Here is a 22,387-nt window from a genome sequence, read left to right as displayed (position 1 = left end):
CCTTCAATGCGCCGTTGCTTCGGCGGCGAACAGCAGATCGTGGATCTCCTTCTCCAGTCGGCCAGCGCTGCCATCGTCGCTGGAGACCTTGTCGACGTCGACCACCTCTGCCTTGACGCGGCCGGGATGCGGCGACAGCAGCAGGATGCGGTTGCCGATGCGAATCGCCTCCGCAATCGAATGGGTCACGAACAGAACGGTGAACCTGGTCTCGCTCCAGAGCTGGAGCAGCTCGTCCTGGCAGGTCCGGCGCGTCAGCGCGTCGAGCGCCGCGAACGGCTCGTCCATCAGGAGAATGTCCGGCTCCATCGCCATGCCGCGCGCGATCGCAACCCGCTGCTTCATGCCGCCGGACAGCGTGTGCGGATAGGCGTCGACGACACGGGTCAGGCCGACCTTCTCGATATACGCCCGCGCCCGTGCCTCGGCCTCCTTGCGCGACAGCTTTCGCGCAGTCAGCAGCGGAAACATCACGTTCGCAAGCACGCTCTTCCAGGGCAGCAGCTGGTCGAATTCCTGGAAGATCATCATGCGGTCGGCGCCGGGACCACGGATCTCGCGGTCGTTGATGCTCATGCGCCCCTCGCTCGGCGTCATGTAGCCGCCGACGGCCTTGAGCAAGGTCGACTTGCCGCAGCCGGAGGGCCCGAGCAGCACGAAGCGATCGGACCTGTCGACAGTGAAGCTCACCCTTTCGGTGGCGGTGACGACCGTGCTGGAGGTCTTGTAGCGCAGCGTCACCCCGCTGACGTCGAGCAGCGCCATCAGTTGCCCTTCAGATCGTGCGCGACGGGAAGATAGTAATCAGTCCAGGCCTTGGGCTGGTTCTTCAGCGTGCCGGTCTTGAACAGGTGCGCCGCGAACTTCATCGTACCTTGCGGCTCGAGATTCCACTCCATCATGCCGGGCTCCTTGAGGAGATCGAGCAGCTCTTCCACGGAAGTCTTGTCGCCGGTGATCTCCTTGTAGATCTCGACGGCCTGCCTGGTGTCGCTACGGATCAGATCCTGCGCTTCCCTGGTCGCGTCGCGCACGGCCTGGATGATCTTCGGATTGGCATCGGCGAATTTGGTCGTGGTGAAGAACTGCGCCTGGCTGAGCGGGCCGCCCATCACGTCGGGCGATGACAGCACGACATGCGCGCCCGGCACGTTCTTCAGCTCCAGGAAGGTGAACGGCGGGATCGAGAAATGGGTGTGCACCTCGTGCTTGGGATTGGCGAGCGCCGCATAGGCGTCGGGATGACCGAGCTGCACGGTGTTGGTATCGAGCTTCGCCCATTGATCGGCGCCAAAGGCCTCGGCCGCCGCGATCTGAAGCACGATCGCCTGGGTCGAGACTTTCACCGTCGGCACCGCGATCTTGTCGTTCGGGCCGAAATCCCTGATCGACTTGATGTTAGCATCGCGGCTGATCAGCGTCATCGGCTGCGCCGAGGTCGCGACGATGCCCTTCACCCCGCCGCGGGTCCGATCCCACAGCAGCAGCAGATTGCCGGTGCCAGTGTTGAGGATGTCGACGCCGCCGGCCAGCAGCGCATCGGTTTGCGCCCCGCCGCCAGAGAAGGTGATCCATTTGGTGGTGACACCTGGCACGCCGAGAGCGGCCGCATGCTTCTCGATCAGCTTCTGCTTTTCCATGATGTGGCTCGGCATGTAGAAGATGCCGGGCTGGCGCGACAGCGAGATCTCGGACTTCTGCTGCGCATATGCCGCGGATAATGTGAAGGCGGCTGCTGCGATGACGGCAGCAGCCGCAAGCCTGCTACGAAGATGCTTGATCATTGTTGTGTGTTTCCTCCGGTCAGCGTCGCGCCGCGTTGACCCCGGTGATGCACTAATATATTAGTTCATCGAAGGCAAGCCCGCGGGACCCGACATGGAAGCAACCCATACTGCGCCTCGCGCGGCCCGGCTCGATCGTGCCCGCCAGGCCGCGCCGCAGGTGTTCGAGCGCCTGCGCAATGCGATCATCGCCCTGGAGCTGCCGCCGGGCGCGCCGCTGTCACGCGCCGAACTCGCCGGGCAGTTTGGCGTCAGCTTGACGCCGGTGCGCGATGCGCTGATGCGGCTCGAGGAGGAAGGCCTGGTCGACGTTTTTCCGCAGCACGCGACCGTGGTCAGCCGGATCGACATCAGCCGTGCCGAGCAGGCGCACTTCCTGCGCCAGGCGCTGGAGCTGGAGATCGTGCGCCTGCTCGCGGGCAACTGCGACGCCGCGCTGGTGGCCCGCCTGGATCAGGCCATTGCATTGCAGCAACAATTTGCCAAGGCCGGTGACTTCGAGGCGTTCATGGCCGGCGACAATGATTTCCATGCCCAGCTCTACGCCGCCGCGGGCAAGCAGGAGCTTTGGACGCTGGTGCGCAGCCGCAGCGGACATATCGACCGGCTGCGCCGGCTGCATCTACCCTCGCCCGGCAAGGCCCAGAACATCGTCCGCCATCACAAGCTGATCGTACGCGCGATCGAGGCCGGAGACGCCGATGCGGCTCAGCAGCATCTGCGCAGGCACCTGTCCGGCACGCTCAGCGAGCTCGACAAGATCCGAAGCCATCATCCGGAGTACTTGACCGACTAGGTCCGCCCGGAACTCCATATGCACGCAAACATGCATATGAGCGCCGCCGCCGGAATCGCGAAGCGAACGCTGCGTGGCCGCGAAGTGCTTGCAGGATGGGCACAATCCGCGCGACAATTTCTCATTTGAAACTTTGATTTGGGTCGGCGGGAACATCCCGTTCGACCGGAGGATTTTAGACGTGGCCAACATCCTGATCGTGGATGACGACCCGGCCGTGCAGCTCACGATCCGGCTGATCCTGGAGAGGGCCGGTCATCACGTCAGCGTCGCCGGCGATGGCCGCACGGGACTGGTGCTGTTCGAAGCCAGCCAGTTTGAATTGCTGTTCCTCGACATCTTCATGCCCGGCGTGGACGGCCTTGGGACGATGCGCCACATCCGGGCGCGGCAGCCGGCGATTCCCATCATCGTCATTTCCGGCCGCTCGGTTACGCCGGACGCTTACGCGGAGCCGGACTTCCTGAAGATGGCGACCAAGCTCGGCGCGGTCGCCAGCTTGCAAAAGCCGTTTCGGCCCGACGCGCTGCTTGCGGCTGTCGACAGCTGCCTCGGATCGGCGCAATCGTCGTCCCCGCCGCAATCCAATGCCGGCTGCGGCTGCTGATGGCTGAAAGCTCCATGTTTAAGGGTAGCAGAAGGTTCCAGACTGTTCCCGACGGGGCGCAAAGGCCGACATGACCCTCGCAACACGCCTGGCCATCGCAATGATCCTGCTGGTCGCGGTTGCGGTCGCCGCAGTCGGATGGCTGAGCCATTACAGCCTGGAGCAGGCTTTCCTGCCCCGCGTGCTCGAACGCATCGAGAGCCAGTCACGGCTGCTCGCCTCCCAGCTCGAAGCCCAGACCGCCGGCGCGCGTGCCGACATCGTGACATTCCGCGCCAATGCCGCCGTGCGCGGCATGATCGATGCCCATTTCAACGGCGGCGTCGATCCGATCGATCACGTCTCGGAAAAGACCTGGCGCGAGCGGCTGCTGACGCGCCTCCTGGCCGATGTCGGGGCCCACCCGGCCTACGCAAAGTTTCGCGTAATCGGCGCTGACGGCCGCGAATATCTGCGCGTCGACCGATCGGGACCGGGCGGATCGGTGCGCATCGTTCCCGACGAGGCTCTGCAGAGCAAGGACGATCGCTTCTTCTTCCAGGACGCAATCAAGCTGTCCGAGGACCAGGTCTACGTCTCTCCGGTCGACCTCAACGTCGATGACGGCGTCATTCAGATGCCGCATGTTCCAACATTGCGCGTCGCGGGACCGCTGTTCGGGCCCGATCACCGGCTGTTCGGCATCGTCGTCGTCAATATCGACATGCGCCAGGTGTTCGATCGCATTCGCATATCGATCCGGCAGGGCGAGTCGGTCTATGTCGTCGGCCGCAACGGTGATTACCTCGTGCATCCGGATCGTACCCGCGAGTTCGGTTCGCAACTGGGGACACCGACGCGCTGGCAGGACGACTTCCCCTATTTTGCCGCGACCACAGGATCGACGCTGCCCGCTACGCAGGTCGTGCCAGACAGCGACGGCAAGCCGAGCGGGACCGCGATCGCGCCCGCGATCCTGGCCGAGGGGCAGTGGGCCGCCATCATCCGTGTCGTGCCTAACGCCGTCTTCATGGCGCCTGCCGCCATCATCGAACGAACCACCCTCACGATCGGCCTCATCGCGGTGATGGTCGCGGCTGTGCTTGCCGTGCTGCTGGCGCGGTCGCTGACCCGGCCGATCGGACGGCTCACGACCGCGGTCGAGGCGATCGGGCGCGGCCAGCCCGCGAACATCCCGATCGACGCCTCGGGCGAGACCGGCATGCTGGCGCGGGCCTTTGCCCGCATGGTCGAGGAGACCAAGGCGAAGACATCGGCATTGGAACACGAGGTCGAAGAGCGGCGGCGCACCGAGGCCGCACGCGACCAGCTCGCCGTCCGCGAGCGCCTGTTCAGTGCGGCGGTCGAGTCCTCAGACGATTCGATCGTCATGCAGACGCTCGATGGCATCATCATCGGCTGGAACGGAGCGGCCGAGCGGCTCTACGGCTATTCGGCCGAGGAAGCGGTCGGACAACCGACCTCGATCATCCTGCCGACCGAGCGCCGCGATGAGGGCAAGGACTACCTTGCCCGGATTTCGCGGGGCGAGCGGATCGAGCACTTCGAGACCATGCGTTTGCACCGGGATGGCAGTCCGGTCGAAATCTCGGTCAGCCTCTCACCGATCAGGGGGGCCTCGGGCGAAATCATCGGCGCGTCCGGCTCTGCACGCCGCCTCACCGATGCGCGGCGGACCGAACGGGCCTTGCAGCAGCAGCTCGAGGAACGGCGGCAGCTGTTCGACGCCTCGCAGGATCTCATCATGATCATGAACTCGCGGGGCCATATCGTGCAGATCAGTCCGAGCAGCGCGACCATTCTCGGCTACCGGCCGGAGGAGATGATCGGCCGCAGCGGTGTCGATTTCATCCATCCTGACCATCTCGAGCAATCCCGCGAGGAAATGCGTGCGCTCCGGCACGGCGGCGCGCCCAAGCTCGCGGACACCCGCTGCTTTCACAAGGACGGACACGAAGTCTGGCTGTCATGGCTCGGCAACTGGTCGGATCAGGCCCGGCGCTTCTTTTTCGTCGGGCGCGACATGACCGAAGCGAGGCTCGCGGAGGAGTCTTTGCGTGAGAGCGAGCATCTCGCCCGCAACATCGTCGAGACCGCACTCGACGCCTTCGTCCAGACCGACGACCGCAGCACCATCCTGAACTGGAGCTCGCGGGCCGAAGAGCTGTTCGGCTGGCGCCGCGACGAGGTGCTGGGCAGAAACGCGATTGATCTCATCGTCGCCGAGGCTGAGCGTGAAAGGGTCACGACCAGCCTCGCGCGGTTCCTCGAGTCCGCGGAGGGCCAGACCCTCAATCGCCGCCGCGAGCTCATGTGCCGCCGCCGCGACGGCAAGGACTTCAAGGCCGAGCTGAGCGTCACCGCACTGCGGCGCCGCGAAGGCGTCCTGTTCAACGTGTTTTACCGCGACCTGACCGACAAGATCGCGTCCGAGGAGCGCATCCGCCAAGCCGAGAAGATGGAGGCGGTCGGCCAGCTCACCGGCGGCGTGGCGCATGACTTCAACAACATCCTGACCGTCATCACCGGGACGATCGAGATCCTGAGCGACGCGGTGGCGAAGGAGCCGGAGCTTGCGGCGATCACGAAGATGATCGACGAGGCCGCCGGGCGCGGCGCAGAGCTGACCCAGCACCTGCTCGCCTTCGCGCGCAAGCAACCGCTCCAACCGCGCGAGATCGACATCAATTCGCTGATCATCGACACCGCGAAGCTTCTGCGGCCGACTCTGGGCGAGCAGATCCACATCGAATCGGTGTTCGAGGGCGAAAGCGTCGTCGCGATCGTCGACCCCAACCAGCTCACCACAGCGCTGCTCAATCTTGCGCTCAATGCCCGCGACGCCATGCCCGGAGGCGGCAAGCTGATCGTGGAGACTGGCGCCGCTTATCTCGACGAGGCCTATGCCAGCGTCAACGACGTCCGGCCCGGCCACTATGTCATGATCGCCGTGAGCGACACCGGCACCGGCATTCCCGCCAACATCCTGGCCAGGGTGTTCGATCCCTTCTTCACCTCGAAGGGGCCAGGCAAGGGCACCGGGCTCGGACTCTCGATGGTCTACGGCTTCATCAAGCAGTCCGCGGGCCACATCAAGATCTACAGCGAGGAGGGCCACGGCACCACGATCAAGATGTACCTGCCGCCAGGCAAGACGCCTACGGCGGTGGGCGAAGGCGCGACCCAGGCGACGGTCGAGGGTGGACACGAGACCATCCTCGTGGTCGAGGACGACCGGCTGGTCCGCGAGTACGTGCTGGCGCAGCTGCATTCGCTCGGCTACGTCACCTTGCAGGCCGCGAATGCCGCAGAAGCGCTCGCGATCGTCGCGAGCGGAGAGCCGTTCGACCTCCTGTTCACCGACGTCATCATGCCCGGCAAGATGAACGGACGGCAGCTGGCCGACGAAGTCCTGAAGACGCGCCCCGATCTCAAGGTGGTCTTCACGTCCGGCTATACCGAGAACGCGATCATCCATCACGGCCGGCTCGATTTGGGCGTGCTGCTGCTCGCGAAGCCGTATCGCAAATCGGATCTGGCGCGGATCATCCGCAAGGCGCTGAGCGGCTAACGTCTCGATCTCGTGTCCCGGACTCAGCGCATCGTTGCAGGATGCGCTGCGTCCGGGGCACGAGAGGAGAGCAGCCGCTTACGACGCGCGCTGGGCCGCGGTCATCACGATGCGGATCAGGTCGGCGGCATTGCGCGCGCCGAGCTTCTTCATGATGTTGGCGCGGTGGTCCTCGATGGTGCGCGGGCTGATGCCGAGCGTGCGGCCGGCCTCCTTGTTGGAGGCACCGGAAGCGAACTGTTCGAGCACCTCCCGTTCACGCCGCGTCAATGGCTCGCGTCCGGGGAAATGCAGCGAGTTGAATTTCGGCGACGCACTCTCTGCCTGCCTGCGTGCATAGGCTCCGATCGCCTCGTCGAGCCGGCCGACGATCTCGCTGCCGCGGAACGGCTTCTCGATGAAATCGAGCGCGCCGCTCTTGATCGCACCCACCGCCATCGCGATGTCGCCCTGTCCGGAGATCATGAAGATCGGCGCCGGATAGTCCTCGCCGTGCAGCTCCTTGAGAATGTCGAGACCCGACTTTCCAGGAATGTTCACGTCAAGCAGGATCGCAGCCGGTGTGCGGCTTCGCGCGACGGAGAGCAGTGCCGCGCCGTCCGCAAAACAAATCACTTCATAGCCCGCCGCCTTCAACACCATCGACAAGGTGTCGCGAACGGCAGGGTCGTCATCGACCACGAAGATCTCACCACGGGAGGTTTGTTCGACCATGTGCCATGTCCATCCGACATTAAGGAGTCGCGTCCGCGCCTCTCGTTATGGCGTTCGGCGCAGATTCGGCCCACCCGTATTTGTACGGGACATGGACTTAACGCACAAGTAGCGGCGGGAGGCCTAATTGCGGGACACGGAGAATATCCATGCTAAATTTCGCTGGCACACCCTCGTTCATCGCGGCGCCTGAAACTGACAGCCGTCAGTTGATCGCAGCGGACCTTCGCTCTCTGATCGCGCGCATCGACATCAGCATGCGCCTGATCGACGCAGCCATGGAGCGGGACGATTCAGGCAGTGCCGCAGGTTCCGTCGATGTGGTCGTGCTCGACGACGTGACGCCCCGTTATGCCGCAGCGAGCGCCACCCTCAACGTGTGCCGGGCGGGCCTTGGCCGCGCCCTGCAGCAACTGTCGGAATTCAGCAACTCGGATTGAGCCGCAATCAGTGCGGCTGATCTGCCGCAGCTGACTGCATGGCATCTGCGCGCATCAGGCCCGGTGCCGCCCCACGATCGCGTCGGTGGCGACGCCGCCCCAGGTGTGTATCGCAGGAAGGCCCATCGCCGTCTTGCCGAGATTGGCGAGGCTGATGCGCAGGGCCGCGAGATCCAGCGGCTTCGGCAGGCTCTGGAGCTCGATGCCGACGGAGCGGGCGAAGCTGCGGGCGGCACTGCGGCGCTTCCCATCCATCCCGCTGATGACGATCACCGCGCCGGCGAACTTCACCTTCGCCATCTCGCCAAGCACCTCGATGCCGTCGCCATCCTCCAGCACGAGATCGAGCGTCACGCAGTCGAAGCGCGAGGCGCGGAGCTTTTCGATCGCTTCCGCGACGGACGGCGCTACCGTGACCTCGTGGCCGGCCTGCTTGGCGGCGACGGTGATCAGGCTGCGCTGCGTGGCGTCGTCGTCGACGACAAGGAGCTGAAGCGCGCGCCGCTCGGCAACGTCGGGCAGGTTTGACGGGATGGGGGAGAGGGAACTTCTGGGCATTTCCGTATCCTGGGATTGAGACCATTCATGGATACACGGATCGCGCTTAGGCGACGTAAAGCTGATGCGGCGAATTCACCCGGAAATTTCAGCAATTGTGAACCAACGTCTCGGCGACGCGGGCTGCGTCAGGATCACGCTGCTTCGTCACGGCCGCCGGAGGCACCGCGCTTCTTCCGGTTCTTACCGCGCAGGAACTGGATGTCCATTTCGGCGCCGTTGACGCGCACCAGTTCGCAGCGGCGATAGGCGAGCCCCGTCGACGACAGCAGCAGGAAGAACTCCTTCAGGTTCAGTCCCTGGATCGAGCCTTCTACCGTGAGGATCGCGTCGGTGTCGGAGATCGCGTTGAGCTTGCAGTCGCGCCGCCACGTGCCGTCGATGGCCATGATGCAGACATCATAGCCGCGACTGAACGTGACGCGCTCCGCACCCTTGCCATCCTCGGCCATGCTTATCGTCCTGCCATCACCGCGATGCGCGGCGACCCGGCACTGGCGACAGCCGGCTTGGACGCGGCCGCACGCGGGTCGTTCGGCTTGTAGAGGCCGCGCTTTTCGGGGAGCGGGCGGAACGTGTCGGTCAGGCCGACCACGGTCTCCGCCGCACCGAGCACCAGGAAGCCGTCGGGCTCGATCTGGCGAGCCAGGCGGTTGAAGATGTTGATCTTGGTGTCCTGGTCGAAATAGATCAGCACGTTGCGGCAGAAGATGACGTCGAACGTGCCGAGCTGGGCGAAATCGTGCAGCAGGTTGAGCTGCCGGTGCTGAATCATCGCCCGCAGTTCGGGATTGATCTGCCAGGTCTCACCATTCTGCTTGAAATATTTCATCAGCATCTGGATCGGCAGCCCGCGCTGCACTTCGAACTGGCTGTAGATGCCGGACTTGGCCTTCTCCAGCACCTCCTGCGACAGGTCGGTCGCGATGATTTCGATGCGCCAGCCGGTGAGGGCCGCCCCCATCTCCTTCAGGCACATCGCCAGCGAATAGGGCTCCTGCCCGGTCGAGCCAGCGGCACACCAGATGCGCACGCTGCGTTTGCCGGCGCGCGCCTTGATCACCTCGGGCATGATGGTGTCGCGGAAATGATCGAACGGGACCTTGTCGCGGAAGAAGAAGGTCTCGTTCGTGGTCATGGCTTCGACCACGCTGCCGACCAGCGCGCTCGAGCCGGCCTGAAGCTTTTGCACGAGTTCGCCGATGCCGGAGAGTCCGGCCTTCCGCGCGAGCGGCAGCAAGCGGCTTTCGATCAGATACTGCTTGTCGGCAGACAGGTCGAGACCGGAACTGTCCTTCAGAAACTTACGCAGGTACTCGTACTCGGTCGGGTTCACGGAAGACCTCTTGGCGTTAGCGAATGAGCTTCAGGCAGCAGTTTCTTCGCCGAGCGCAATCAGCCCCACTTCCTGGAACTTCGCCATCACGATGTCCTTGTCGAACGGCTTCATGATGTATTCGTTGGCACCGCCGCCCATCGCACGCGTGATATGGTCGATACCGGTCTCGGTGGTGCAGAATACGACCATGGGTTCCTCGCCGCCGGGCATGCGGCGCAGCGTGCCGAGAAACTGGAAGCCGTCCATGACCGGCATGTTCCAGTCGAGCAGGATGGCTTCCGGCATCGCCTTCTTGCAGTGGACCAGCGCCTCGACGCCGTCTTCCGCTTCGATGACCTGAAAGCCGAGCGCTTCGACGATACGACGCGCGACTTTGCGCACGATGCTGGAATCGTCGACCACCAAACACGTCTTCATCTTGAATCTCCCGCTTAAATTTCTTCTGTGAAAGTTCAGGCAGCCAATTGCACTTCGGTCTTGAGCTCGAGGACGCGGTCGACGTCGAGGACGACCATGAGCTGTCCGTCGAGGCGGTGGACGCCGCCGGCAAGCTTCGCCATGCGGGGATCGAGGTTGACGGGGTTCTCTTCCTTGCCGTCTTCGGCGAGCCGCAGTACTTCGCCGATCTGGTCGATCAGCAGGCCGTAGGATTCACCACGGAGGTCGACGCCGACCGCCATCGGGGTCTTGCCGTCCTCCGGCTTGGGCAGGCCGAGCCGGGCGCGCATGTCGACCACGGTGACGATGCGGCCGCGCAGGTTCAGCACGCCCGCGATCTCGCGCGAGGACAGCGGAACGCGAGTGACGCGCTCGGGCATGAACACGTCCTGGACGCGGGAGATCGGCAGCCCGAACAGCTGCCCGCCGATCATCGCGGTGACGTATTCGACCATGGCGCCTTCGGTGGTCTGCATCTTGTTGGTCATGTGCGTGTTCCCCTGGTCCCGTTACGCCGCAGCCCGGCTCAGCTCGGAGGCGCCGGCGGCGCCCGCGGTCTGTTCCTTCAGCGCCGCGATCAGACCGGGACGGTCGAACTTGGCGACATAGTCGTGGAAGCCGGCCTGACGGCCGCGCTCGATCGCCGCCGGCGACACCAGGGCGGAGAGGCCGATGATCGGCATCGAGCCGAGATTGTTGTCCGAGCGGATGGTCTCGGCAAACTCGAACCCGTTCATGTCGGGCATCTCGATGTCGGTCAGGACCACGTCGAAGCTCTGCGCACGCAGCGCAGCCAGGCCCTCCTGCGCGGTCGGCGCGGTGCGGACGCGGTAGCCGGCGGCCTTGAGCACCGGCGCCAGCATGTTGCGGAAGAACGCGCTGTCGTCGACCAGCAGCACCGACTGCGAGTGCATCGACGGCTTCATCTCCTTGCGGGTGAACCAGTCGGAGAACGCCATCGGCAGGAAGTGGCCGACGTCGATCACTTCGGTGGCCTGGCCCTTGATCACGGCCGAGCCCAGGATGCCCTGGCTGGCGCCGCCGACCTCGATGTTGAGCCGCTCCTCGACGATGTCGATGATCTCGTCGACGACCAGGCCCATGGAGCGGCCGTCATCGGAGAACACCAGGATCGGCTGGGCGCCCTGCGAGGCGATGGTGACGCTCTCCATGGCGACGAGCGGCATCAGCTGCTCGCGGTACTGCACCATGTAGCGGCCGTTGGAGAACTCGATCTTGTCGGCGGGGAGCTCTTCCAGGCGGGTGACGAGCCCGAGCGGGACCGCCTTGGGCTGGCTGGAGCCGGCGCGGAACACCAGCAGCGAGGTGGTCTGCTCGCCCGAGGAGGCGTGGTGGGCCGAGGCGTCGTCGCCCATCTCGTGAGCCGAGGAGCCGGCGGCGCCGAGCGCCTTGGCGATGCCGTTGGGGTCGATGATCATGATCACGGCGCCGTCGCCCAGGATGGTGTTGCCCGAGAACATGTCGATGTGACGCAGTTTCGTCGACATCGGCTTGACCACGATTTCTTCGGTGTGGAACACGCCGTCGACGACGATGCCGAAGGTCTGGCTGCCGACCTGCGTCACCACGATGAAGCCGTTCTCGGGATCGCTGGCCGCGCCGTCGTCGATCTTGAGCAGCTTCTTGAGGTGGATCAGCGGCAGCAGCTTGTTGCGCAGGCGAAGCACCGCGGTGTCCTTGATGCGCTCGATGCGGTGCTCGCTGTTGGCGCGGGCACGGACGAGCTCGACCACCGAGAGCTGCGGGATCGCAAAGCGGTCGCCGGCCGCTTCCACGATCAGCGCCGAGACGATGGCGAGCGTCAGCGGGATCTTGATGGTGACCGAGGAGCCCTCGCCGGCCACCGACTTGATGTCGATGGTGCCGCCGATCTGGTCGATATTGGTGCGGACCACGTCCATGCCGACGCCGCGGCCGGAGACCGAGGTGATGGCGGCCGCGGTCGAGAAGCCCGGCGCGAAGATGAACTTGTGGATCTGGGCTTCGCTCATCTTCTCGAGCTCGGCCTCGGTGACCAGACCGGAGGAGATCGCCTTGGCCTTGATCTTCTCGGTGTTCAGCCCGCGGCCGTTGTCGGCGATGCAGATGATGATGTGGCCGCCCTCGTGATAGGCGGACAGGCGGATGGTGCCCTGCTCGCCCTTGCCGCTCGCCAGCCGCTCGGCCGGGGTCTCGAGGCCATGGTCGGCGGAGTTGCGCACCATGTGGGTGAGCGGGTCCTTGATCAGGTCGAGCACCTGGCGGTCGAGCTCGGTGTCGGCACCGTGCATCTCCAGATCGATCTGCTTGCCGAGTTCGCTCGAGAGGTCGCGGACGATGCGGGGCAGCTTCTGCCAGGCATTGCCGATCGGCTGCATGCGCGTCTTCATGACGCCTTCCTGCAGCTCGGCGGTGACGTTGGACAGGCGCTGCAACGGCACCTTGAACTCGGTGTCCTCGTTGCGGCGGGAGATCTCCAGCAGCTGGTTGCGGGTCAGCACCAGCTCGGAGACCATGGTCATCAGATGCTCCAGCGTATCCACGTTGACGCGGATCGACTGGTTGGCGACGCGGTCGCCCTCGCCTGCGGCCTCGTCGGCCACCGATTTCTTCGGCGCGGCCTTGTCCTTGGGCGCTTTTTCGCTGGAAGCCTTGACGACTTCCTTGACGACTTCCTTGGCAACCGGCGCCGGCGCTTCAGGGGCGGGCTCGGCCTTGACCTCGGCAACGGGCGCTTCGATCGCGGTCTCGCGGAAGGCGCGCTCGAGCTCGTCGAGCGACACTTCGCCCGGACGCAGCGGACGCTCCAGCGTCTGGTCGATCAGCGAACCTTGCGTCATTTCCTTTTCCTTCGAGGAAGCTTCAGTCTCAATCATGGCTTCGGCTGGAGCTTCGGGCGCCAGCGGCGGCGCTTCCGCCACGGGGGCAGCGGCTGCAGCCGCCGGCATCGGCTGCGCCGAGCCTTCCGCGATCGGCGAAGCCGACGCTGACATCGACGCCATGCCCTGCACGACCATCGCCTCCAGCTTGTCGATGAGATCGCGGTCGTTGCCCTCGGGCTCGGCCTCGGTCGCTTCGAGGCCCGCCAGGATCTCCTTGATGCGGTCGATCGAGGCGAGGATCAGAGTCACCGCCGCCGCCGTCACCGGCATGCCACAGCGGAATTTGTCCATCAGGGTCTCGCCGGCATGCGCCAGCGCTTCCAGCCGCGGCAGTCCGAGGAAGCCGCAGGTGCCCTTGATGGTGTGGACCAGGCGGAAGATGTTATCCAGGATCTTGGCGTTGTTCGGCTCCTGCTCGAACTTCACCAGCTGATTGTCGACGGTGTCCAGGCTCTCGCTGGTCTCCGTCAAAAACTCCCGCAACAGATCATCCATGAGCTACGCCTTAACTGAGCTGAACTTCGATGCCTGTGCCGCGCTTGGATCAGACGGAAGTCCTCGACTGGATCGTTAGACATCCCCTTTCACGGTCCCGTTAATTTCAGCCTCCGTGCTAATACGGATATTGAAGCGAAGTTTGCCGTTTGATCGCATCCGATAGCGTTTTCCGGCAGGAGAAGTGCGACATCTCTCGCATCGGCGCCCTAGGTAAACGCACCGATAACGGCGTTTCGATCTGCCCGAAAAATCCTGTTATCGCGGCAGCATATGCACGGACCGCGCGAATTGAATCAAATCACGCGCAATCAGAAACGCTCTCGCCGCCGCTCGTAGAAATGCGCAAGACACGCGCTTGCGGTAAACGGAAACTTATTTCGCGGAAGTCGCGATTGATAACGCGCTAACCCAGTCGCGCGGCAGCGGCGCGGTGCTCGGCAAGGCAATTATTGATCGCGGCGAGCAACGCATCCGGCGTGAACGGCTTGCGAAGGCAACGCGCCGCACCGAGCTCCAGCGCCATTCGGAGGAAGTCGGGAGCGGGCGAGTTCAGATTCGCGAAGGCGTAGCCGGACATCGCGATGAGCGGAATGGCCGGCGCGCGCTCGTGGAAGATCCGAATCGACTCGAAACCTCGCATGTGGGGCATAAAAATGTCGATCATCATGAGATCAAATCGCCCGTTTTCAAGAGCGCGCAATCCGGCTTCTCCTCCTTCGGCGATCGTCACCTGGAAATTATTCCGCTGGAGATAGATCTCGATGGCCATGCACACCATCGGATCGTCGTCGACAACGAGAATATGGTGCAGATCTCCCGTCCCCGTTTGAGCTTCCCGTTTTGGCGATTCAAGAATTGAACCGTGGGGCACGCCGTTCTCCTCTGGCTGGGATCGAAACATTGATGACCGCAAACGTCGCCGACCGCGTCAAAAAATTGGGGGAAGGGGATGCGACATTCGCGGCGCCGCGAAGCCGCGTTGCAGACCGGTCCCTGATGACTGAAATGCTCGCTTGAGAAGTATGGCCGCATGTGTCGGCCGGCGCGCGATGACGGCACGGATGCGATGCTTCCGGCTCACGATGGCCCCCCTTGCCGCTTTATCCCGTCGACCAGAACGGGACGGGCGCTCCGAGTTCATGAGCGAATCAGCGCGCCATTCTCATTTCCGCCGTAAATGAGACGGTCTGTCTGCCTCCCAACGGGTATATGGACGACACTACAACCTTTACAATATTCTTGGATCAATGTGCAACTGGATCACGAAGATGATGCGCGGCATCGATTTGTCGATGAACGCACCAGATGGATCTCGCATGAGCGCAAGCCAGCCGCCAAACCAGTTGCTGCAAATGCTCGACGTTGCAGACTTCGATCTGCTGCGCCCCCACTTGGTAACGGTTGAATTGGTCAGGGGGGCTGCCTTGGGAGAAGCTGGCGCGACGTTACGCCACGCCTACTTCCCGCACAGCGGATCCGTCTCGATCACGGTGGGGCCTTTCCGAAGGACAGATGATCGAGGTTGCCATGCTGGGTCGCGACAGCGTCGTGGGCGGCGGGGCGGCACTCGCCGATGGCGTCGCTCCGGCAGACGCCATCGTGCTGTTCCCAGGCGCTGCGGCAATGCTGGAGATCGCGGCTTTCCGCGCGGTCGCCACCGCGAGCGCGCGGTTCCGCAGCCTGATGATTCGCCATGAACAAGTCATGCTCGCGCACGCGCAGCAATCGTTGCTCTGCAATACGCTGCATCCGGTCGAAGCCCGGCTGGCGCGCTGGCTGTTGCGCGCACACGACCTCTCCGACAGCAAGATCCTCCCGCTGACTCAGGAGGCACTGGCGCAGATGATAGGCGTACGGCGCAACGCGATTTCCCTCGTCGCAAACGCACTCCAACGCGCCGGCATCATTCACTACACCCGCGGCCAGATCGAGATCATCGACCTGCCCGCGTTGGAGACGACGTCCTGTCATTGTCATGCGATCGCGAGGGCCCGCCACGCAGCCTTGATCGGAATCCGGCAATGACGCTGGCGGAGCCCCTCCCCGGCTGCATGCCGCCGTGCACACAGGCAGTATCTGACGATTGCGTAATTACCCGGATAACAAAGTACCAATTGCCAATATATCCCGACGTGAACATGATGAAACTTACCAGTGCAAGGGATCGTCGAACTCCGCTTCGCTGACGAGACGGGAGGCAGCTTTGGAAACGATCGTGCGCCCATCCAACGGTTTCCTGTCTGCGTTGTCGGCGGACGATTACGAGTTGATCCGCCCGCATCTGCGCACGATTGATCTGCCGCATGAAGCGGTCCTGGTCGAAACCGGCGAAACGCTCAAGCGCGCCTACTTTCCCCACCGCGGCGTCATCTCGCTGGTGGTGAAACTCGCCAAGGGCGAACATGTGCAGGTCGCCATGGTCGGCCGCGACAGCCTGCTTGGCACGCTCTCGATCATGGGCGACGCCTGCGCGCTGAACACGGCGATCGTGCTGGTTCCGGGCGCCGCCTCCGTGATGGACCTCGACCGGTTGCGAGTCATAGCCGACCAGAGCAGCACCCTGCGGACGTTGCTCACACGCCACGGGCTGGCGGTCTACGCCCAGGTCCAGCAGACCGCAGGGTGCAACGCCGCCCACCCGGTGGAATCGCGCCTGTCGCGCTGCTTGCTGCACACCCATGACCTGTCGGGCGACTACCGGCTGCTGCTGACCCAGGAGGTGATGGCGCAGATGATCGGGGCGCGGCGCAACAGCGTGTCACTGGTCGCCAATACGTTGCAGCAGGCGAATTTCATCCACTACAGCCGCGGGCACATCCAGATCCTCAACCTGGAGGGCCTGCGCCAGACGGCGTGCGAATGTTACGCCACCGTGAAGGGCCAGTACGACCGGCTGCTCGGGGCGCGCTGACCGGCGGGGCCGCGTGGTAAACCGGCAGCTAACGCCAGCCCGCAAACACCTGCTGTCCTGCTACCGGAACTGAAATCCGAATGTCGTAGACATGGGCGAGCATCGCGCCGGACGGGCGGCGCGACAGACCAACCGTGATCAAGATCGACAAGGCCATGCTTGAAGAGACCGTCGCACCCGCGCAGATGGCGCTCGATGCCGAACCCGCGCGCGAGCCCGGCGCATACCAGGCCCTGGTGCGCGAGATCGGCGACGACGGTGCCAGCGAAGTTCGAGCCGTGTTCTGGAGCGAGACCAGCGCGCGCCTGCAATTGTTCCGCACGCTCCCGCTCGCGCAACACCACGCCAGGATCGCGCGCGAAGCGCATTCGCTAAAGAGCGCGGCCGGAACGTTCGGCTATCTCAGGCTGGCAGCGCTGGCGTTGCGACTGGAGGCGTCCGCAGAGGCGCTCGGCGAGACCGAATTCTGCGATCTCCTCGATCTGATGGATGCCGCCTATGCCGCCGGGCGCGTCCAGGAGCCGCAGGACTAGCGAAACGCGTGCAAAACCCGCCGTACTTCTACGGTTTGGGATTTTCACAGATGGCTAATCATGGGCGGCGATATTCACCGGAAACCAGGAGGGTTTCCATGTTCACCTACGAGACCGCGGACCAGAAAGAGGTTCGCCGCTTCCGCATCGCCCAGTTCAACGGCCGGATGGCCACGGTGAAGGCAGGCGAGTCGACGGTGACAGGCTTCGTGCGCTCGGTGCTGGAGCAGGAATCGAGCACCCCTCCGCGCTGGACCATCACGATCATCCCGAACGCGCCGAAGGAAGCGATCAAGCCGCTGCGGCCCGGCTCGCGGTTGCGTCCCTTCGCCGAGGACTATCTCTGAGCGCGAGCGGGTTCGGAGCCGGCCTGCCCCGCAAGCGGCGGCGCAACAACTGACCTTCAATCGATCGAATAGAGCAGCGCCGCACGGACGAGGTCCGCGGTGTTGCGCGCACCTAGCTTGCGCATCGCCTCGGCGCGATGGCTCTCGAAGGTACGCGGGCTGATCTGCATCCGCAGCGCGCCCTGCTTGTTCGAGTAGCCCTCGCTGATCAGCCTCAGCACCTCGCGTTCGCGCTTGGTCAGCCGCTTCTGGCCCGACAACTCCGCGTTAGGCGTACGCTGCGGCTGCGGTGCACGGACGACCTGCGTTTCGGCGCCCTCGGTTCTGGACGGGATCGGCAAGCCGGCCTTGTGAGGACCGGCAAGCTGCTTGACCACGCCGCAAACGCGCTCGGTCTGCGCCAGCGCGTTCTCGATCACCCGCTGCAGATAGGCGCGCTCGCCCGTCACGGGCGCGAGCTGATCGCTGTGATGCTTGATCTCGCCCATGTAGAGCAGAAGCGCGGTCAGGGGGCCGTTGAGTTCACGGGCGATGGCAGCGGCCATTTCGTCGGCGGCCTTGGCGCGAGCCGCATTCAGGCGAACGTAGTCGAGCTCTTCGGTCGGAGCAGTGCTGCTTTCGAACCATTCCGACGGCCGCGAATCAGTGGCCGTATCGTTCTGTGACGCCATGTGATTCGTTTAGCGGAACTCAGGGCATTCTGTGGTTAACTTTTTTCTCCGTAAGACTACGGTAATTTTGGCAGTTCTGTGCTAAAAAGTTGGAGAAGGCACAATTTGTGCTTGTGGGCTGGCACCCTCGACTATGTCAGGGTTGATGAATTTGCCCAGATCATCGGCAATCAGGCGAAAGCCTCCTTAACCGTCACCTCCAGACCGGACGTCCGCGGGCCCCGAATTTTACGGATAAATTAACGGCGACTTGCTTCTCTATGTCACGATTGAGAGCGCGCAAATGCCTCCACGCATTAGGCCGGTAGGTCTGCTGGAATCGTTGCGGAAGATTGCGTGCCATGAACGACATCGACCAGCTATCCGAGTTCTTGCAAAAGCTGACGCCGCTGTCGCGCAGCTGTCTGCTCAGCGAGCTCGAGCGGCTCGAGCTGTGCGGCATCGACATGCCGGGCTCGGCCGCCGTCCAGGCCCGCTTGCGCGCCGAGTTCCGCAAGGACGGATCGACCCAGGCGCGCGCCACCAGCCCCTCACGCTACTTCTTCGCCCCGCTCGAGCTGCTGCTGATCGACGGCGCGCCTGAGCATCCCAATATGGGGCGGATCTCGCGCAACACGCTCACCCCGATCTGGGAGTGGATCTGCCGCGACCTGCTGCCGACCATGGCGCGCGACTACATCAAGGCGATCAACGACCAGGTCGCAGCCAACAACCCGAAGGAAGTGCTGAAGACCGCCTCGGCCTTCCAGACCAAGGTCATCAAGGTCCTCGAGAATACCCTCGCATCAGCGGAGAGCACCGAGTTCGCGCGTGCCAAGCTCGCGCAGTACACGGCTTCGCGCACCGCCTTCGACGACGTCAAGAAGATGCAACATGTGCTGCGCGCCGGCGACGCGCTGCCGAAGTTCAACGAGAAGCTGCCCGCGACAATCGCGAAGTTCGACGACGGCCAGGTTGCCCAGATCACGGCACAGCTCGACGCCTTCAAGAAGTCCCATCCCGAGGCGCTGCCCTTCGCGCTGACGCTGGTGGCGAGGCGCCTCAAGACCTCATGGCAATTGGTGCGCCTCGCCACCAAAGCCGCGGCAAGCAAGAGCGCGTCCGACGTCGCCGCCACGCCCTATGCCTGCGTCGTTGCCATGGTGCTCGACCGGCTCGACGACAAGCGCCTCGCTCTCAGGGTCGCGCTCCGGCACAACCGGGTGCTGGTCGCCCGCGACCTGCTCACCGAAATCTACGACACCGAATATGCGCTCAAGGTCCGCATCGATGGCATCGAGCGCTGCGAATGGGGTGTCCGGCTGCAGCAATTGATGGACGCGATCGCGACGCTGGTGTCCGCCGAGGTCAGCCGCTTCCCGGCCAATGTCGGACACATTCTCGGCTCACGCCGGCTGCGCAATCACGACACGCTTGGCGGCAAGCTGTCCTATCTGGCCTGGAAGGGACGCGACGCGGTGCAGGATGGCGCGGCGGCGTTTCGCAAATTGATCGGGCAGACCTGACACTGCACAGCTAACGCGGCAGGCACAGGAAGCGATCGAGAAATCGCCCTGACAGCACGAATCTGAACCACCAATACATCATTCGCCGCATCGACATAGCTGTAGTCCTCGACAGCCCACCACCGGCTGCGCGGAGCATTAGCGCAGGTGCAGCAATACGCATGTGATGTATTTCACATTTGCGCCCACACGCCCGGACGCGTCGTCGCGGATCCGTCACGCGTAACGACGCATCGCGTGAAATGAGTCTGCCGACCAGGGGGCCGCACCGTTCAGCACGACAAGACGACCAGCAATTGAGGCGGGCATTATTCAATTGGGCAAAGCGCGTCCTGCCCCGTCCAATTGCAGGACAGTGCGCACACGCGCTGGAAAACTGCGCCGCACGAAAATCTCACATGATTGTCACATGCCGGCGCGCCGGCACGCGGGCAGACGTAAAAACTTCTGCAACGAGACCCGGACAATTTTAGAAGTGATGCGGGCTTTAACGTTACCCAGATAATTCGACGATCGGCTGAAGCCCTCCATATTTGAAACTGCTCCCATCGCTAACACCGGTCGCGGAACGGGAGTGGTTTGCGATGAACGATGAAATTGTTGAGCTCGCCGGGCGAAGGCCAAAGACCTTCGGACGGCGGAAGGTAACGCCGCGCGCATGCGTCGCCGACGGCAAGCGCCATCTGCGCGCCTTCCTCGCGGAGGTGCTGGAGGATCTCGGCTTCGTCACCAGCGAATGCGCCAGCGCCGACGAGCTGCAGGCCGTGCTGACGAGCGACCTGCCGGACCTGATCCTGCTCGGCATTGCTGCCGACGGCATCGAGCCCGGACAGTTTCTGGAGACGCTGGTGCGCGAGGCGTTCGACGGCAAGGTCCTGGCCGTGGGCGCCCGCGAGTCGATCATCGTCAGGGCGGTGCAGCAGGTCGGCGAGGAATATGGCCTTGCGATGCTGCCGCCGCTGACGACGCCCTTTGCCGCGGAGACGCTGCGCGATCGCGTCGCGATGCTGCTGCCGGACGAGCCGGCGCCGAGCCCGGCCGTGCATGTCGGCGAGGCACTGCATGCCGGCTGGCTCGAGCTCTGGTACCAGCCCAAGATCGACGCGCGCACGCTGATTCGCTGCGGCGCCGAGGCGCTGGTGCGGATGCGGCATCCGACCTGGGGCGTGGTGCCGCCGGCCTATTTCATCCCCGAAGAGCACGATCCGCACCTGCGCGACCTCTCGGAGTTCGTGATCGAGCGCGCTGTGCAGGACTGGCACTATCTGCTGGAGCAGCAGAGCCCGGTCGATCTCTCGATCAACCTGCCTGCGTCGTATCTGAAGGAGCCGCAGGCCGTGCGAGATCTCTGCCGCCGCGTGCCGACGCATCCGGCCTTCGGCGGACTGACGATCGAGATCGACAGCGAGGAGGCAATCCGCGAACTCGATCTCCTGGCCGAGGTCGCGCGCGAGGTGCGGCTGCACAATATCGGCCTGTCGGTCGACAATCTCGGCGCCAACTGGCCGTCGCTGATGGATCTGGACAAGATTCCCTTCATCAAGCTCAAGGCCGACCGGCACTTCGTCACCGGCAGCGGCAGTGACCGCCTCAAGCGCACGGTGTGCCGTCACATCGTCGAGCTCTCACATGGCTATGGCGTGCACGCCGTCGCCGAGGGCGTTGAGAGTCGCGCCGACCTCGTGTCCGCGAACGAGCTCGGCTTCGACCTCGTGCAAGGCTTTCTGTTCGGCAAGCCGATGCCGCTGAAGAAGTTTGCAAGAGGCTCGCTGACGAAGACGGTGATGGGACAGGCGTGAGATGCGGCCTAAGGCCTGGCCCGAGCGGCGATTGCACCCACCAATCGACCATCCGGAAGCATTGCTTTCAACGATGGATTCAATCTAAACCCACGCAGTGTCCAAATGGGACTCGACCGAAGATCGTAATGTCAACTTCCGACGTAATCGGAGAGATCCGCGCTGATGTGGCACGTCAGATTTGGCAAGCAGGCCGATCGGGCTCGGGAAATCTCCACTCACGCCAATCACGCCCGTTTCGACTGCACGTTCGGCGAACTTCGCACGACTGATATTTCCCGTTTCGATTGCGTCGTACCACTGGACTTGCCCGACTATGACGAGGTCCGGTGGAACGAAGGCTACTGGGGAAGGAAATTCTGGTCGCCGCACCCGGACCACGTCAAACTCTGTGACGACAAGCTTTCGTTGAACCGCTTCCTGCTCGACAGCGAATTTGCCGCGCTGGTGCCGCCGCTGCGCGAAAGCAACTCCGATCAGTTTCCCTATATTCTCAAACGACGCCGGGACGAGTGGGGTCGGAATTCCTTTGTCATCCGCAATGTCGAGGACGAGCGGATGCTGGCAGAACTGGTGGCCTCTTCGGACTATTTCCGTCAGGCCTACGTGTACGGCCGCGAGGAATACGCGGTGCATATCCTGATGGTCGACAATACGGTCGAATACGCCCAAACCGTGAAATACGAGATGGGCTCAGCGAGCCGGATCAAGGGAGAAAAGGCCGCGCCGGAGAGCATCGTTTATCTCCCGCCTGATGATTACCTCGCCGTCTTTGCAAGGCTCCTGACGAAAACCGGCTACTGCGGGACGTGTTGCATCGACTACAAGATGGACAACGGCCGGCCGATGCTGCTGGAAATCAACCCGCGCGTCGGCGCTTCATTGACACGCGATATCGACCGGTATCTCGACGCGTATCTCCGCAGCCTGGGTCTAAGCGATTCGCGGGTGTGGAATGTGCTGCGGCGCGCACTGAAGACGCGCCGGAAATGAC

Annotated in this window: 21 protein-coding genes and 1 pseudogene; 11 read left to right on the top strand and 11 right to left on the bottom strand. The window is 63.7% G+C overall.

The features are described 5' to 3' along the window. Positions 1 to 3: 3 nt before the first annotated feature. Complete coding sequence (locus tag FNV92_RS02205; protein ID WP_143842419.1) at positions 4 to 765, bottom strand: ABC transporter ATP-binding protein; 762 nt, start codon at positions 763 to 765, stop codon at positions 4 to 6. Beyond that, on the bottom strand, positions 765 to 1,784 hold the full coding sequence (locus FNV92_RS02200) for an ABC transporter substrate-binding protein (RefSeq protein WP_143842420.1): 1,020 nt from the start codon (positions 1,782 to 1,784) through the stop codon (positions 765 to 767). The genes FNV92_RS02205 and FNV92_RS02200 overlap by 1 nt, the downstream gene beginning before the upstream one ends. Positions 1,785 to 1,878: 94 nt before the next feature. On the opposite strand from FNV92_RS02200, the gene FNV92_RS02195 reads away from it, so the two are divergent. The 3 genes from FNV92_RS02195 (at position 1,879) to FNV92_RS02185 (ending at position 6,758) form a co-directional block, all read left to right on the top strand. After that, entirely contained in the window at positions 1,879 to 2,580 is a 702-nt protein-coding gene (locus FNV92_RS02195) for a GntR family transcriptional regulator (protein WP_143842421.1), read from the top strand. Positions 2,581 to 2,761: 181 nt separating this feature from the next. Continuing rightward, positions 2,762 to 3,187 (top strand): response regulator, encoded by a 426-nt coding sequence (locus tag FNV92_RS02190; RefSeq protein WP_143842422.1) that lies wholly within the window; start codon positions 2,762 to 2,764, stop codon positions 3,185 to 3,187. Between the two features lie 70 nt (positions 3,188 to 3,257). Beyond that, complete coding sequence (locus FNV92_RS02185) at positions 3,258 to 6,758, top strand: PAS domain S-box protein (RefSeq protein WP_143842423.1); 3,501 nt, start codon at positions 3,258 to 3,260, stop codon at positions 6,756 to 6,758. 78 nt (positions 6,759 to 6,836) lie between these two features. On the opposite strand, the gene FNV92_RS02180 is transcribed toward FNV92_RS02185, so the two are convergent. Then, positions 6,837 to 7,472 carry a response regulator transcription factor gene (locus tag FNV92_RS02180; RefSeq protein ID WP_014439082.1) on the bottom strand — a complete coding sequence of 212 codons (636 nt, stop codon included), beginning with the start codon at positions 7,470 to 7,472 and terminating at the stop codon, positions 6,837 to 6,839. 149 nt (positions 7,473 to 7,621) lie between these two features. Between FNV92_RS02180 and FNV92_RS02175 the strand changes: the two genes are divergently transcribed. Beyond that, a complete protein-coding gene (locus tag FNV92_RS02175) occupies positions 7,622 to 7,912 on the top strand; it encodes a hypothetical protein (RefSeq protein ID WP_143842424.1) in 291 nt (96 codons plus the stop codon). Between the two features lie 54 nt (positions 7,913 to 7,966). On the opposite strand, the gene FNV92_RS02170 is transcribed toward FNV92_RS02175, so the two are convergent. The 7 genes from FNV92_RS02170 to FNV92_RS02140 all read right to left on the bottom strand — a co-directional run bounded on the left by FNV92_RS02170 (position 7,967) and on the right by FNV92_RS02140 (position 14,498). Next, positions 7,967 to 8,470: a response regulator gene (locus FNV92_RS02170; RefSeq protein WP_014439080.1), complete on the bottom strand. Its 504-nt coding sequence runs from the start codon at positions 8,468 to 8,470 to the stop codon at positions 7,967 to 7,969. Between the two features lie 134 nt (positions 8,471 to 8,604). Continuing rightward, a complete protein-coding gene (locus FNV92_RS02165) occupies positions 8,605 to 8,922 on the bottom strand; it encodes a hypothetical protein (protein WP_014439079.1) in 318 nt (105 codons plus the stop codon). A 2-nt stretch (positions 8,923 to 8,924) separates the two neighbouring features. Beyond that, positions 8,925 to 9,806: a CheR family methyltransferase gene (locus FNV92_RS02160; RefSeq protein WP_143842425.1), complete on the bottom strand. Its 882-nt coding sequence runs from the start codon at positions 9,804 to 9,806 to the stop codon at positions 8,925 to 8,927. Between the two features lie 30 nt (positions 9,807 to 9,836). Beyond that, positions 9,837 to 10,226, bottom strand: a complete 390-nt coding sequence (locus FNV92_RS02155) for a response regulator (RefSeq protein WP_014439077.1) — start codon at positions 10,224 to 10,226, stop codon at positions 9,837 to 9,839. 35 nt (positions 10,227 to 10,261) lie between these two features. Further along, entirely contained in the window at positions 10,262 to 10,735 is a 474-nt protein-coding gene (locus FNV92_RS02150) for a chemotaxis protein CheW (protein WP_143842426.1), read from the bottom strand. A 21-nt stretch (positions 10,736 to 10,756) separates the two neighbouring features. Then, the gene (locus FNV92_RS02145; protein ID WP_143842427.1) at positions 10,757 to 13,624 is read right to left on the bottom strand and encodes a hybrid sensor histidine kinase/response regulator; all 2,868 of its coding nucleotides are present in this window, start codon (positions 13,622 to 13,624) and stop codon (positions 10,757 to 10,759) included. A 406-nt stretch (positions 13,625 to 14,030) separates the two neighbouring features. Beyond that, the gene (locus tag FNV92_RS02140) at positions 14,031 to 14,498 is read right to left on the bottom strand and encodes a response regulator (protein ID WP_014439074.1); all 468 of its coding nucleotides are present in this window, start codon (positions 14,496 to 14,498) and stop codon (positions 14,031 to 14,033) included. Positions 14,499 to 14,943: 445 nt separating this feature from the next. On the opposite strand from FNV92_RS02140, the pseudogene FNV92_RS02135 reads away from it, so the two are divergent. From FNV92_RS02135 to FNV92_RS02120, 4 genes and pseudogenes are all read left to right on the top strand, one after another. Continuing rightward, positions 14,944 to 15,652: pseudogene (locus FNV92_RS02135) on the top strand (Crp/Fnr family transcriptional regulator). Between the two features lie 178 nt (positions 15,653 to 15,830). Next, the gene (locus FNV92_RS02130; RefSeq protein WP_041747970.1) at positions 15,831 to 16,538 is read left to right on the top strand and encodes a Crp/Fnr family transcriptional regulator; all 708 of its coding nucleotides are present in this window, start codon (positions 15,831 to 15,833) and stop codon (positions 16,536 to 16,538) included. Between the two features lie 155 nt (positions 16,539 to 16,693). Then, positions 16,694 to 17,071, top strand: coding sequence for an Hpt domain-containing protein (locus FNV92_RS02125; protein WP_168213774.1), 378 nt, complete (start codon positions 16,694 to 16,696; stop codon positions 17,069 to 17,071). 98 nt (positions 17,072 to 17,169) lie between these two features. Continuing rightward, entirely contained in the window at positions 17,170 to 17,418 is a 249-nt protein-coding gene (locus FNV92_RS02120) for a hypothetical protein (RefSeq protein WP_143842429.1), read from the top strand. Positions 17,419 to 17,474: 56 nt separating this feature from the next. Here FNV92_RS02120 and FNV92_RS02115 read toward each other — a convergent pair whose 3' ends face one another. After that, positions 17,475 to 18,089 carry a helix-turn-helix domain-containing protein gene (locus FNV92_RS02115; RefSeq protein ID WP_143842430.1) on the bottom strand — a complete coding sequence of 205 codons (615 nt, stop codon included), beginning with the start codon at positions 18,087 to 18,089 and terminating at the stop codon, positions 17,475 to 17,477. 341 nt (positions 18,090 to 18,430) lie between these two features. Between FNV92_RS02115 and FNV92_RS02110 the strand changes: the two genes are divergently transcribed. From FNV92_RS02110 to FNV92_RS02100, 3 genes are all read left to right on the top strand, one after another. Continuing rightward, the gene (locus tag FNV92_RS02110) at positions 18,431 to 19,594 is read left to right on the top strand and encodes a hypothetical protein (protein WP_143842431.1); all 1,164 of its coding nucleotides are present in this window, start codon (positions 18,431 to 18,433) and stop codon (positions 19,592 to 19,594) included. Between the two features lie 584 nt (positions 19,595 to 20,178). Then, complete coding sequence (locus FNV92_RS02105) at positions 20,179 to 21,393, top strand: EAL domain-containing response regulator (protein ID WP_143842432.1); 1,215 nt, start codon at positions 20,179 to 20,181, stop codon at positions 21,391 to 21,393. Positions 21,394 to 21,558: 165 nt separating this feature from the next. Continuing rightward, positions 21,559 to 22,386: an ATP-grasp domain-containing protein gene (locus FNV92_RS02100; RefSeq protein ID WP_143842433.1), complete on the top strand. Its 828-nt coding sequence runs from the start codon at positions 21,559 to 21,561 to the stop codon at positions 22,384 to 22,386. Position 22,387 lies beyond the last annotated feature (1 nt).

It is taken from the genome of Bradyrhizobium cosmicum (assembly GCF_007290395.2).
GTDB lineage: Bacteria > Pseudomonadota > Alphaproteobacteria > Rhizobiales > Xanthobacteraceae > Bradyrhizobium > Bradyrhizobium cosmicum.
Note: the sequence above shows the minus strand (reverse complement) of the source record. Positions and strands in the feature narration are given on the sequence as shown.